Origin of the sequence: Sorangium sp. So ce726 (assembly GCF_051521405.1) — a bacterium.
In the GTDB taxonomy this organism is placed as follows: Bacteria; Myxococcota_A; Polyangia; order Polyangiales; family Polyangiaceae; genus Sorangium.
This window is the reverse complement of sequence record NZ_CP150349.1, coordinates 10,507,978-10,520,233: the sequence shown is the minus strand read 5'-3', so window position 1 is coordinate 10,520,233 and position 12,256 is coordinate 10,507,978. Positions and strand designations below refer to the sequence as shown.

The following is a 12,256-nucleotide window of genomic DNA, read 5'->3' as shown; positions in this document are numbered from 1 at the left end:
AGATGTTCTCGATGTCGTGCCTGTCGGCTGAGTCATCTTCGACGAAGGTGTGTCAGGCACTCGGTCGCTGAAATCTGGCGAAGCAGGAGATGAGCGCAAATGTTTGAACGGTTGGTCGATGACCTGATGGACCTCACCGTCGATGAGCACGGCGCTGCGAAGGCCATCGTCTTCGTCGGCATCGCCGCGTGCAGCAGCAGTAGCAGCATCCTCTGCATCGGTTGATACGGACAACGCTATCAGACCGGGCAGGGCTCCTCGTCAGATGAGGGGCCTTGTCCGGCGCTCCCTTGATTCCTGACGGGCTCTGCCCCAGTCAGCGCCCTGTGTGCCGGCGCTGGCGGAGTGGTGAGGCCTCGCCGCCAGCTCCGCTGCGCGAAGAAGCTCATGAGTGAGTATGAACAAGCTAGACGACGTCCCTGAGTTTCCCTGTGTCAAGACCTGGTATCGGGTCGCGATCACGGATGATGCGGTGATCTTCCAGCACGGAGAGAGGGCGCTCTGCTTTCAAGGCAAAGCCGCGAGCAAGCTGCTGCCGGTGCTGCTTCCGATCCTCGATGGGACACGTACGGTCGAGCAAGTGATCGAGTACATGGGAAAAGCCATCGAGCCCGCCACCGCGAACGCCTTGCAGTTGCTGGCCGAGAAAGGGGTGCTCACGAGCGGTTCTCCTGTCGGGGCCTCGGTGCCGCGGCCCGTCCGGGAATCGGCCCGCTTCCACGCGGCATACCGCGATGACGAGCCGGAATCCCTCACGCAGCAAAGGTTGAGCGATGCCAGCGTGGCGGTCGTCGGTGCCGGCGTTCTTGCCGACGAGATAGCGCGCCAGGTGAGCCTCTCCGGGGTCACGGGCGTGCAGCGGAGGTCGTTCGATGCCGGGGCGGGCGAGCTGGCCTCGGCGAACCTCGTCGTGGTCGCTCCGGATCGAGGCGAGCTCGAGTGGGTGGCGCACTGGAACACGGAAGCGCTGCGTCGAGGTATCCCCTGGATGCAAGTGCTCGCGTACGACAGCCGGTTCTCCGCGGTGGGCCCGCTCTACCTCCCGCACGCAACCTGCTGCTACGAGTGCTACCGGCTGCGCCTCGCTTCGAACGTCGCGTATCGCGGACAATACTGGGCCCTGGAGCGCAGCACGCCCAGCTTCCCACTGCCGAGTGCGATGCTGGCGATCGTGAGCGGCCTCGCCGCGTTGCTCGTGGCCCGCTGGATCGTCTCGCGGGACCCGCTCTTGCCCGGGAGGTTTTACGCGGTCAACCCAGGTCAAACCGTCCGTAGCGACATGCACATGACGTACCGCGTACCCCGGTGCTCGGCATGCAGCGCCGCCGCCGCTGCGAGCGCCCCCAGCCCCTGGTACGCCCAGCAGGCAGGAACAGAGCCATGAACATGTTTGCTCTGCTCCGCTCCCCAGGCGACGAGCTGGCGCGTGGTCACGTCGCGCTGAAGCGTGCGCAACGCACGTCGCTCTCCGAGGTCGCCCGCAGGCTGCGCACCCTCGTGTCTCCCTATACGGGTGTGGTGCGCGACACCGTCGAGCTGCTCCGCGCTCCGGATGACTGTCGCTTCTTCAACTTTGGCGCCCACACGGGCGACATCTCGGATCTGGTCGGCGCGCCGAGCGAGGTCATGTCCAACGCCGTGCATCCCGATCGAGAGGCGGCCTGGGTGGCGGCGGTCGCCGAAGCCGTCGAGCGATATTCGTCGTTTTACGTGCCTGCGGGCGATCTTGTGTTCTCTTCGTACGAGGAGCTGGACGGGGCAGCGCCGGAGCCGGAGAGCTTCGCCCTGTTTCATCCATCGCAGTACGCGTCGAGCGACTTCCCCTATGTGCCCTTCACCTCGCGCACCCGGGTGCGGTGGGTGCGTGGCTGGTCTATCCAGGATGGGATGCCCGCGTGGCTGCCGGCCCAGCTGACGTTCATGGGCTCACACCTCGCGCGCGGCGAGCCGCAGATCGCCTACTCGACCAGCAGCGGGACCGCGCTGGGCGGCACGCTGGAAGAAGCTGCGTTCAGCGCGCTGATGGAGGTCATCGAGCGCGACGCGTTCATGCTCGCATGGAACAATCGATTGGAGTTGCCGCTCCTGGATTGGCAGAGAGACGACTCGCTTCGTCATGACGAGCGAGTGGTTCCGGCCGCCGAGGGAATTCGCTATGCCACGCTCGACGCGAGCGCCTTCTTCCGCGTGCCGACCGCCATTGGCGTGACGCGATGCGCTCGGGTCGGGCAGCCTGCGCTGACCGTCGGCGCTGCCAGCGCGGCGACCGGTCAGGAGGCTGCACGGAAGGCGCTGCGCGAAGCCTTCCAGACCAGGGTGCTGGCGAAGCAGCTCTTGAGCGCTCTTCCCAGGGGGCGGCGCGCGCTGGAGGCGCATCAAGTCCGCACGTTCGACGATCATGCGCTCTACCATGCGCTGCGAGAGAACGCCGCGTCTTCCGCGTTCCTCGATGCAAGCAGAGAGCGGCGCCACCTCGGCGACGTGCCCCCCTTGGAGGGCACGGACGTGCTCGGTCAGACCGCTTCGGCCGTGCGAGCGCTCGCGCGGCGAGGCGTCGGCGCATATCTCGTCGACATCACGTCACCGGATGTGCGCGACGCCGGGCTGTGGGTGGTGCGCGTGATCTGCCCGGAGCTCTGCCGGCTGGACGCGCCCCACACCGCGCGGTTCCTCGGCGGCAAGCGGCTCTACCATGCGGCGTACGAGGCGGGGCTCCGCTCCCGGCCTCTCTCGTTTGCAGACATCAACGCCCATCCGCACCCGTTCCCGTGAGCTCATGCGAGAGAGGGACGAGCGGGCGTCATCCACGACGCCCGTCGTTGAACGAGCTGAAGAGACGGACCGCGCTGGACAGCGGCACGGCGCCGTGGCGCGCTGACTGCGTCAACAGGGGGACATGATGAAATTGAGTCAAGCCGATGCGGCCACGGTCAACGTCGCGGAGCTGGTCTATGGAGACCAGGTGGAGCTGGATGACCCGGCCGAGACCTACCATGAGGCTTCCAAGCTCTATCCGAGCATCCTCGGCGAGGAGGCCGCTGGTAGAACGCTCCTGGAGACGAGCGCGCAGTTTCAGCGCTCGACGGCGAGGTCAACCAAGCGGTACGTGCTCGGCGAGGCGATTCAACTGCCAGGACCGGCGCTGCCCGATGTGGGCCTCACGGCGCTCCTGCGGGAGCGCAGATCGATCCGCCAGTTCAGCGGCGCGCAAATCGACGCACAGGCACTCTCGAGCCTCGTGTACGCCGGGTATGGCATCACCCACACGGTTCCCGCGAGCCCGATGACGATGCGGACCGTCCCCTCAGGAGGCGCGCTTTACCCCTTGGATCTCTACTGCGCGGTCCTCCGGGTCGACGGTGTTGCCTGTGGCGTGTACCACTACGACCCCTTCCAGCACGCCCTGGAACAGGTGCGGGCCGGCGACTGCCGGGAGGAGCTATGCGGCTCCATGGTCGCTCCCGAGATCGTGACGGGCGCGTGCGTGGTCCTGCTGATCGCGGCGATGTTCAGGCGAAATCGGTTCAAATACGGGCTCCGAGGGTACCGGTTCGCGCTGATCGAAGCCGGGCATCTGGCGCAAAACGTGCTGCTGGCCTCCCAGTCGCTTCAGCTCGGCGGCGTTCCGCTGGGCGGCTTCTATGACCGCGGCATCGACGATCTCCTCGGCATGGATGGGGTGAACGAGTCTGTCGTCTACACGCTCGCCATCGGTGTCCCCGCCTGATCAGGCCTCGACCGGCGCGAGCAGCGCTGCCCGGTGGCGCGCAAGGTAGCTCCGCATGTCCTCCGCGGGCTTGCCGGTGAGCTCCTCCACCGCCCTCGTGGCCACGTCCAGCGTTCCGCGGGCGATCGCCTCGTCGAAGGAGGCGAGCAGCTCGGCAATCGCCGGAGGCATCCCGGCCTTCTGCATGCCTTGCTCCAGCGCATCGCGCGGCACGGGCACGTAGTCGATCGACTTGCCTGTGACAGCCGAGGCGATCTGCGCGAGCTCGCGCTGGGACACGGCCGCCGGCCCGGTGATATCGAGCACGCGCTGGCCGTCGAAATCGGCCGTCAGGGCCGCGGCTGCAGCGCGAGCGCAGTCCTCGCGCGTGACATACCCGACCTTGCCGTCGCCGGCCGCGGCGACCAGCTGGCCTGTTGCCAGCGCGCGCCGCAGCGAGGCCATGAGGAAGTCCGTATACAGATTGTTGCGCAGGACGGTCGCGCCGAGCCCGCTCTCCGCGAGGGCGTCCTCGGTGGCCTGGTGGTCGGGCGCGATCGTGATCGGCGAGCCTGGCCCGGGGTTGGTCAGCGACGTGTAGACCACGTGCCGCACGCCCGCCTTCGCCGCGGCCTCGAGCGCGCTCAGGTGCTGCGCGATGCGCCGGCCGGGGCGGTCCAGCGCGTCGGTGCTGATGAGCAAGAGGCGCGCCGCGCCGGCGAACGCCTCCGCGAGCGAGGCGGGAGCATCGAAGTCTGCGCGCCGCACCTCGACGCCGCGGGCGCGGAGCTCGCCGAGCTTCTCCGGGTGCCGGGTCGTGACGATGAGCGGCCCTGCGCCCTGCGCGAGCAAGAGATCGACGACGCGCCGCCCGAGCTGGCCGTTCGCGCCGGTGACGAGGAGAGGCTGAGACATGGTGAGAGCTCCTTGTGACGAGGTTGAGCGGATGTTTGTCTCTGTCTCGAATCTGGTGCAACACGCAGAAATTGGCTACTGTGTGCCGAAATGGGAACAATGGATCTGAACCACCTCTCCGTCTTCGCGGCGGTCGCCGAGACGGCGAGCTTCACGGAGGCGGCGCGCCGGCTGGGGGTGCCCAAGTCGACGGTCAGCCGGGGCGTCGCGTCGCTGGAGGCGTCGCTCGGCGTGCGGCTCTTGCAGCGGACGACGCGCAGCGTGGCGCTGACGACGGCCGGGCACGCGCTGGTGGACCGCCTCGGCTCGCGGCTCAAGGCGCTGACGGAGGCCATCGAGGGGATCCCGGAGCTTGAGGACGAGCCGTCGGGCACGCTGCGCCTCACCGCGACGGCGGACTTTGCCACCGAGGTGCTGGCGGAGATCCTCGCCGCTTTCTGCCGCCGCTACCCGCGCATCACGGTCGAGATGCACCTGTCGACGCAGCCCGTGGATCTGGTGAAAGAGGGGTACGACGCTGCGTTCCGGTTTCTTGCGAAGCAGCCGCGAGACTCGACGCTGGTCGCGCGCAAGGTGGGCGAGCTGCACCTGCAATTCTACGGCTCGCCCGCGTACCTGGCCGCGCGGGGGACGCCGAGGACGCTGGAGGATCTCGCGGGGCACGATGGCGTGGCGCTCATCAAGACGAGCACGTCCGGGCGAGACGCGATGTCGCGCGCCGGCGCGCGGCTCCGCATCCGCTGGCTCGTGAACGACGGGTTCTTCGCGCGCGAGGTGGTGCGCAACGGCGGTGGGATCGGCCTGCTCCCGACGTTCCTCGTTCAGCAGGACGTGCTCGCTGGAGCGCTCGTCCGCGTGCTGCCGCGCTGGACGGCGCCGACGGGCGGCGTCTTCCTCGTGTTTCCGAGCGGCCAGCACTTGCCGAGGAAGACCGTCGCGTTGCGCGACCACGTGGTCGAGGCGCTGCGGATGCAGCTCAAGGCGCGCGCGGGCCGCGTCGGTGAGGGCTAGCGCCTCATCGGGGTTGTCGCGCATATTACACACGTGTTGGACCAACGGCAGCGCCGCGACGAGATGTGATCCGCGCCTCCACGCGGGCGCCCCTTCAGGCTTGATTTGCCGACAGGTCGTGAGGTTAGGCTGCACAGCCGAGGCCGCCGGCTCATCGCAGGCGGGGCACCTGAACATGAGCGCACACGTGGACACTCTCGCGCGATCGCCGCTCGCGGTGGTCGAATACGGGCTGGATCTGGCGATCACGGCGTGGAACGAAGGCGCCGCGCGACGGCTCGGGTTCTCGAGGCAGGAGGCGATGGGTCGATCCATCGCCGAGCTGCTTCCTGTCCCCGAGGGCGCGGGGTTGTGGCAGCGGCTGCTGGATGAGGACTGCGGGGAGCAACGCCTGCGTCACGCCCGGAGCGACGGGGGCGACGTGGCCGTCGTGTGGGTTCACCATCGCGTGCTCGATGCGCGGGGCGAGGCGGTGGGCGTGGTGTGCATCGGCCGCGACGTGACGGCCGAGCTCGAGGCGTCCAGGCGTCAGGCGGAGCACCAGCACATCCTCCGCGCCCTCGTCGAGAACCTCGATGTCGTCGTCTGGGCCTGCGATGCCAGCGGCGTGTTCACCTACTACGACGGCAAGGCGCTCGCGGCGGCCGGCATGAAGCCAGGACAGCTCGTGGGGCTGAACAATTTCGATATCTACAAGGAGCACCAGACCGGGGGGTTGCGCAGGGCACTTCGAGGGGAGCCGATGCACAACGTCATGGAAGCGGACGGAAAGCCCATCGAGAACTGGTTCGTCCCGGTCCGAGGGGAGGGGGGCGAGGTGGACTCGGTGGTCGGCATCACTCTCGATCTCACCGAGGCACGGCGCGCGGAGAGGGAGCTCCGGGAGCGGCTGGCGATCATCGAGCGGCAGCAGCAGGTCATCCGCCAGCTCTCGACGCCCATCCTGCAGGTCTGGAAGGGCGTGCTGGCGCTCCCGATGATCGGCGTGGTCGACAGCGCGAGGACGGCGGAGGTGATGGACAGTCTGCTCCAGGCGGTGGTGCGCACCGGGGCCCGCTATGCGCTGCTGGACCTGACCGGGGTCGAGGCCGTGGACACGAAGACGGCGAGCTACCTCGTCGATCTCGTCCGCGCGATCCGGCTCCTTGGCGCGGAGGGCATCATTACCGGGATCCGGCCGAGCGTCGCCCAGACGATCGTCTCGCTCGGGGTCGATCTTGCCGAGATCACGACGCTATCGGACCTCCAGGCGGGCCTGAAGCATTGCATCGGGCTGACGCTGCGCGAGACGATCCGAGGCGGGCGACCCAACCTGGGTTGAGATCGCCGACCCAGGTTGAGGTGGGGCGACCCGACCCAGGTTGAGGTGGGACGACCCGACCCAGGTTGAGGTAGGGGGGCGACCCGACCCAGGTTGAGGTGGGACGACCCGACCCAGGTTGAGGTAGGGGGCGACCCGACCCAGGTTGAGGTTGCCGGCCGAGGTGGGGCGACCCGACCCAGGTTGAGGTTGCCGGCCGGATCCTTCACCCTGCGCACGCGCCTGGCACGGGCCTCGCAAAGGATCGTCTCCGGAAGGAGGCCCCTCATGGATTACGACCGCTTCGTCGAGGAGGTGCAGCGCCGCGCCGGCTTCGAGGGCCGCGATGAGGCCGAGCGTGCGATCGCCGTGACAGCACGGACGCTCGGCGAGCGGTTGCTCGTGGAGGAGGCGGCCGCGGTCGCCGGTGGGCTGCCGGTTCCGGTCGCCGCCGCGGTGCGCGGCGCCACGTACCAGGGCGATTTCGATCGCGACGAGCTCTACGACCGCATCGCCCGCCGCGAGGGCGCGCCGCGCGGCTTTGGCATGGAGCACGCCCAGGCCGTCTGCCAGGTCATCGGCGAGGCGCTGCCCGACGCCGAGCGCGGGCGGCTCCAGCGGCACCTGCCGGACTGGGCGGACCTCTTCACGCCGCGCTCTGCCGGAGCGCCCCCGCCGCGGCCGGCGCACGCGGCGTCTCCGCCCGAGATCGGCCAGGGCTCGACGCTCGCAACGGGCCGGCCTGGCAGCCGCCACCCCGTGAGCGAGGCGCGCCCCGAGGCGGCCCATGCGCAGTCGGTCGCCCGATCGGACGATCCCCACGCGGACACCAGGCTGTCGAGCAGCCCGGGGCTGACGCAGGAGCGCCTCCGAGAGACGCTGGCTGACGGGCACCCCGGCCCCGAGCACCCCGTCAGCGAGACGCAGCGCTGAGCAGCGAACCGCAGCGCGGACGGCCCCACCCGACGCCGGGGCCTCCGGCGCCTGCTTGACAGCGGCCGTGCTCCCGCGAACACTTCGCCACACGGGCTGCTCCGAGCCCGGCTCCTCGCTGGCCGCCGGCACGGCTCCGCGAGGGGCGAAGAGGGCGCTGCCCTTCGGCGGTCTTCGCTCGTGATGCTGCCGCTCTTCCGTCGGTGCCGGCCGACAAGGACCGATCTCGGCAGATCACCTGGACAGGGCCGATGGGGAACCGCCACCACCACAAGAAGCTGCGCGCCGACGTCCGTGCCAGGATGGCCCGGACCGGCGAGAGCTACCAGAAGGCGCTCGCGCAGATCCTCGACGAGCGTTCCACGCCGAAGGCGGCGCGAAACATCGATCTCGTGCCGATCGATTACTTCGGCGCGCCGGCTGCGCTCGCGACCTTCGAGATCGCGGGGCGGCTCGCGTGTCTCGTCGTCTCGAGCCGCCATCGTCCGGGGCCGTTCCCCCAAAGCCCCCTCGTCGCCCTGGCGATGCGTGGGCCTCGGGCCATCCATTGAGTGATCTCCGCGATCCCGAGTGTCGCGAGGTCATGATGAGCACGTCAACGAGAGATCGAATCGACGCCTTTCGCGCGCGCGGCTACTTCATCACGCGCGCTTTCCTCGACATCACCGAGCGCGCCGCGCTCCGCCGCGCGTGCGACGCCGCGCTCCTCCGCACACGAGCGCTGTCCCGGGAGACGGGTCACTCGACCCCCAGGATCTCGCTCCTCGCGGACGGCGTGACCTGCTTTCAGGACGATCCCTGCGCGCTGGAGCTCATCTCGGCGTTTGTCGGCTCCCGGCGCGTCTGCGAGCTGCTCGCCGGCCTCTCGTGCGCGGGAGCGGGAGAAGGAGAGGACGACGCCCCGCGCCTGAAGGACGCGCATTACTACCACGAGCAGACCAGGCGCGACTGGGACGGGGACTGGCACCGAGACAGCCAGTTTGGCCAATCCGATCCAGAAATCGAGCGCGCAATCGTCGCGACGACGACATCGGTCCACTTCAGGGTGGCGCTGGAAGACGACGATCGGCTCGAGATCGTCCCCGGATCCCACGCCCGCTGGGACACGCCGGACGAGCTCCGGATCCGCAGGGGCGCCGATCGGACCACGCCGGACATGCCGAACGCCGCGCGCCTCGCCTTGCGCGCCGGAGACGCGTGTATCTTCCACGCGTGGTCGATTCACCGCGCAACTTACCTTCGAGCTCCTCCACGCCGCACGATCGACGCCCTTTACACCTTCGCTCGTCCGACCGTACGTCAGTGGATGTCGCCGGCGACGTGAGGCGCGACCGTCCGTCGCCTGGCCACCGCGGCGCCCGCCCTCTCGCGCGCGCCGGTGCCGGCGTCGCTGTCGCGGCGGGTGGGGCGGCCTGTCCAACAAGGCCCTTATGGTCACCGTCCGCCATGATCTGTGGTTCACGTCCATCGATCAGCTGCGCCTGAGCGCCACCGTGGGCTGGGCGTTCTTCTGAGCCCGGACCCGACCTCGCGAGCGCCGCCGCGGCCTCCGCGCGCGTGACCGGCTCGCGATCGGCGAGCAGGCACCCGGGGAGCTTACAGCGGCCGCGCGCGAGGTCGCCTATCCTTGCCGCCCATGGCGCCCCGCCTGCCCCTGCTCCACCGCCTCGCCGGCGGGCTGGAGACCCGCCCCGTCAAGGCCGCGATCTCCCTCCTGATCCTCGTCTCGGTCCTGCCCATCCAGGGCCTCGACGAGCAGCTCCGCCCGTATTTCCTGGCGATCTTCGGCGTCGAGCTCCTCTTCCGGGCCGTCCTCCTCCACCAGCGCGGGGACGGGCGGTCGCGCCTCGACGTGCTCCTCTTCGCCTTCGACATCATCGCCTGGGTCAGCTTCCTGCCGCTCGAGCGGATCCTCGACGCGCACGCCGCCCACGCCCTCCCCATGCTGCGGCTCTCGCGGCTCTTCCTGCTCCTGCGCTTCACGCGCGAGATCGCGATCGACCTCTACGCGATCATGACGCGGCGCGAGCTGCTCGAGCAGTTCGGGCTCGTCACGCTGGCCGTCTGGGGGCTCGCGTTCGGCGCCTCCGTGCTGCTCAGCCACCTCGCGATCACGCACGACTTCGATGGTCGCGGCCCGACCCCGGACACCACCTTCATCGACCGGATCTGGTGGTCCTTCCGGCAGATCGAGAGCGCCGACAACCTCGTCGAGAACCTCCGGGTGCACCCCGTCGTGGCCGTCGTCTCGCTCGGCCTCACCATGGTGGGCGTCTTCATCACGTCGTTCATCATCGGCATCGGCGCCAACGTGGTCGACCAGGTCGTGCGCGCGGCGCGGCGGCGGCCGGTCCGCTACGCGGGGCACGCGCTCGTGATCGGCCCGGTGCACGAGGCCGAGATGCTGGTGCAGGAGTTCGTCCGGCTGTACGAGCGCCACCGCGCGCTCCGCAGCATCCGGCTCACGGAGCTCTGGCAGTGGCTCATCCGCCGCGGGCCCCCGCCGACCCGGCACGCGCTCCCGCGGATGGCGCTCCTCGGCACCGAGGACGACCCGCCTGCCTACCTCTACGCGCCGGGGATGCGCTGGGTGAGCTACCGCCAAGGGGACAGCGCGCAGCCGGAGGCGCTCGAGCTCGTGGGCGCCGCCGAGGCGAAGCGGGCGCTGATCCTCGCGCGGCCCGACGCGGGGCCCGACGCCGACGCCCTGACGGCCATGGCGCTCTCCTCGTTCCGGGCGCAGAACCCGCACGGCCACGTGTTCGTCGAGGTGCAGGAGAGCAAGAACCGCGATCTCATCCAGGAGGTGGGCGGGCCCGGGACACATCCGCTCGACATGCAGCGGTTCCTCGGCTTCTTCCTCTGCCAGCACCTGCTCACGCCAGGCGTGGAGTCGCTCTACACCGACCTCATGACCGCGGACGGCTCCGAGTTCTACACGCACATCTTCCTGGGCGAGGAGGCGGTCGGAGCCGTCGGCAAGCTCGGCAAGGCGCCGGAGCACGAGCTCTCGTTCTCGGACATGGCGCGCGCTGCCTACGAGAAGCAGGTGATCCTGGCGGGTGTGTTCCTCGGCAACGAGGCAGCGGTGCCGCAGCGCGAGGAGGGCAAGCTCGTGTCGGTCGAGGGGCTCGAGCCGTGGCTGAATCCGCTGCTCGATCCGCCCGAGGGGTCGCCGGCGTGGGCGCTCGGCGCGCGGGCGGGCCGGGTGCCGGCGCAGCGGCTCAGAGGGCTCATCGGCGTATCGGCGACGTATGCGCCGCTCCTGGACTACGGGCGAGAGCTCTACAGAGGGCGGGGGATCGGGCGCGCCGCGGCGTCGGACGGCGCGACGGCGGCGCACGAGTGGGCGGCGAAGCTCTCGCTGCACCTCAGCGAGATCGAGCGGGTGTTGATCATCGGGTACAGCGCCGCGCTGCCCTCGCTGCTGCAGGCGCTCGCGCGGTTCGTGCCGGGCATCGAGGTGACGCTGGTCCTCGGGGAGCGCGGGGACGAACGGATGCCGCTCCCCGATCGGCTCGCCTCGCTCGGCGTGACGCCCGGTCCGGGCGGCGCGCCGCCGGGCTCGGACGGGGCGATGCTCTCGCTCCCGCGCGGGGGCAGCGCGACGGTGTACACGCAGCACGGGCACGACCTCGCCTCGCTCGCGGTGCGCTGCGCGGCGCGCGGCGCGCCGCTCTCCGCGGCGGTGTTCCTGAGCGAGCCCGAGGGGCTCGATCGCGACGCGCGCACGGCGATGCGGGTCATCCGCTTTGCGCGGGCGCTGGCGAGCCGAGAGCTCGCGCACGGCGGGACGCTGCATGTGCTCGCGGAGTTCTCCTCGGTGGCGAAGGGTGAGCACGTCCGGAGCCTCCTTGCCCCCGACAAGTGCGGCTTCGCCGTGCGGGTCAGCCTCGTCAGCACCGAGCGCATCAAGAACTACTTCATGGTCCACAGCGCCTTCGTGCCCGGAGTAACGGCTCTTTACGATGAGCTCCTTGGCGAGGGCGGGCAGGACCTCGTCCGCATCGAGGCGCCGCCGCCCGACGGGGCGGGGCGGGCGGGCGGCGAGCTCCGCTTCGACGAGATCCGGACGGCGCTCGAGTCCCGGGGGGCCATCCCGATCGCGCTGGAGGTCGAGGAGCCGAAGGAGGACCAGCCCGGCGGCGCGAGCCCCGTCGCGCAGCGGGGCGAGCCCCGGGGCGCGAGCCATGTCACGCAGCAGGGCGAGCGCAGGGTCGTGCACCTGAACCCGCCGCCGGAGAAGGCCTTCAAGACGGCGCTCATCCGCGTCGTGTACGCGCTCGCCAGGCGCCAGGATCTCGTGATCCAGGGCGCGCAGCGGCCGAGCCGGGGCGACGCCGGTGAGGCCGCGCTCGGCGAGGAGTCAGCGCGGATCAGCGCCTGAACAG

The 12,256-nt window shown here is 69.9% G+C and carries 11 protein-coding genes; 10 read left to right on the top strand and 1 reads right to left on the bottom strand.

Features of this window, described 5'->3' with window-relative positions:
- The first annotated feature begins 99 nt into the window (after nt 1-99).
- From WME79_RS39150 to WME79_RS39135, 4 genes are all read left to right on the top strand, one after another.
- A complete protein-coding gene (locus tag WME79_RS39150; RefSeq protein WP_437525562.1) occupies nt 100-225 on the top strand; it encodes a hypothetical protein in 126 nt (41 codons plus the stop codon).
- Between the two features lie 172 nt (nt 226-397).
- Nucleotides 398-1,384 (top strand): TOMM precursor leader peptide-binding protein, encoded by a 987-nt coding sequence (locus WME79_RS39145; RefSeq protein WP_437525560.1) that lies wholly within the window; start codon nt 398-400, stop codon nt 1,382-1,384.
- Entirely contained in the window at nt 1,381-2,772 is a 1,392-nt protein-coding gene (locus WME79_RS39140; protein WP_437525558.1) for a YcaO-like family protein, read from the top strand. The genes WME79_RS39145 and WME79_RS39140 overlap by 4 nt, the downstream gene beginning before the upstream one ends.
- A gap of 124 nt (nt 2,773-2,896) precedes the next feature.
- A complete protein-coding gene (locus tag WME79_RS39135) occupies nt 2,897-3,727 on the top strand; it encodes a SagB/ThcOx family dehydrogenase (protein ID WP_437525556.1) in 831 nt (276 codons plus the stop codon).
- On the opposite strand, the gene WME79_RS39130 is transcribed toward WME79_RS39135, so the two are convergent.
- A complete protein-coding gene (locus tag WME79_RS39130) occupies nt 3,728-4,621 on the bottom strand; it encodes an SDR family oxidoreductase (protein ID WP_437525554.1) in 894 nt (297 codons plus the stop codon). It abuts the gene before it with no gap.
- 90 nt (nt 4,622-4,711) lie between these two features.
- Between WME79_RS39130 and WME79_RS39125 the strand changes: the two genes are divergently transcribed.
- The 6 genes from WME79_RS39125 to WME79_RS39100 all read left to right on the top strand — a co-directional run bounded on the left by WME79_RS39125 (nt 4,712) and on the right by WME79_RS39100 (nt 12,252).
- The gene (locus tag WME79_RS39125) at nt 4,712-5,632 is read left to right on the top strand and encodes a LysR substrate-binding domain-containing protein (RefSeq protein WP_437525552.1); all 921 of its coding nucleotides are present in this window, start codon (nt 4,712-4,714) and stop codon (nt 5,630-5,632) included.
- 187 nt (nt 5,633-5,819) lie between these two features.
- On the top strand, nt 5,820-6,953 hold the full coding sequence (locus WME79_RS39120) for a PAS domain-containing protein (RefSeq protein WP_437525550.1): 1,134 nt from the start codon (nt 5,820-5,822) through the stop codon (nt 6,951-6,953).
- Nucleotides 6,954-7,220: 267 nt separating this feature from the next.
- Nucleotides 7,221-7,865, top strand: coding sequence for a DUF2267 domain-containing protein (locus tag WME79_RS39115; protein WP_437525548.1), 645 nt, complete (start codon nt 7,221-7,223; stop codon nt 7,863-7,865).
- A 251-nt stretch (nt 7,866-8,116) separates the two neighbouring features.
- Entirely contained in the window at nt 8,117-8,416 is a 300-nt protein-coding gene (locus WME79_RS39110; RefSeq protein ID WP_437525546.1) for a hypothetical protein, read from the top strand.
- Nucleotides 8,417-8,448: 32 nt separating this feature from the next.
- On the top strand, nt 8,449-9,189 hold the full coding sequence (locus tag WME79_RS39105; protein ID WP_437525544.1) for a phytanoyl-CoA dioxygenase family protein: 741 nt from the start codon (nt 8,449-8,451) through the stop codon (nt 9,187-9,189).
- A 312-nt stretch (nt 9,190-9,501) separates the two neighbouring features.
- Complete coding sequence (locus WME79_RS39100) at nt 9,502-12,252, top strand: hypothetical protein (protein WP_437525542.1); 2,751 nt, start codon at nt 9,502-9,504, stop codon at nt 12,250-12,252.
- The last annotated feature ends 4 nt before the right edge of the window (nt 12,253-12,256 follow it).

Coding starts and splice junctions, on each gene's coding strand:
- WME79_RS39150 (WP_437525562.1), top strand. CDS start 100: ATGTTTGAACGGTTGGTCGATGACCTGATGGACCTCACCGTCGATGAG.
- WME79_RS39145 (WP_437525560.1), top strand. CDS start 398: ATGAACAAGCTAGACGACGTCCCTGAGTTTCCCTGTGTCAAGACCTGG.
- WME79_RS39140 (WP_437525558.1), top strand. CDS start 1,381: ATGAACATGTTTGCTCTGCTCCGCTCCCCAGGCGACGAGCTGGCGCGT.
- WME79_RS39135 (WP_437525556.1), top strand. CDS start 2,897: ATGATGAAATTGAGTCAAGCCGATGCGGCCACGGTCAACGTCGCGGAG.
- WME79_RS39130 (WP_437525554.1), bottom strand. CDS start 4,621: ATGTCTCAGCCTCTCCTCGTCACCGGCGCGAACGGCCAGCTCGGGCGG.
- WME79_RS39125 (WP_437525552.1), top strand. CDS start 4,712: ATGGGAACAATGGATCTGAACCACCTCTCCGTCTTCGCGGCGGTCGCC.
- WME79_RS39115 (WP_437525548.1), top strand. CDS start 7,221: ATGGATTACGACCGCTTCGTCGAGGAGGTGCAGCGCCGCGCCGGCTTC.
- WME79_RS39110 (WP_437525546.1), top strand. CDS start 8,117: ATGGGGAACCGCCACCACCACAAGAAGCTGCGCGCCGACGTCCGTGCC.
- WME79_RS39105 (WP_437525544.1), top strand. CDS start 8,449: ATGATGAGCACGTCAACGAGAGATCGAATCGACGCCTTTCGCGCGCGC.
- WME79_RS39100 (WP_437525542.1), top strand. CDS start 9,502: ATGGCGCCCCGCCTGCCCCTGCTCCACCGCCTCGCCGGCGGGCTGGAG.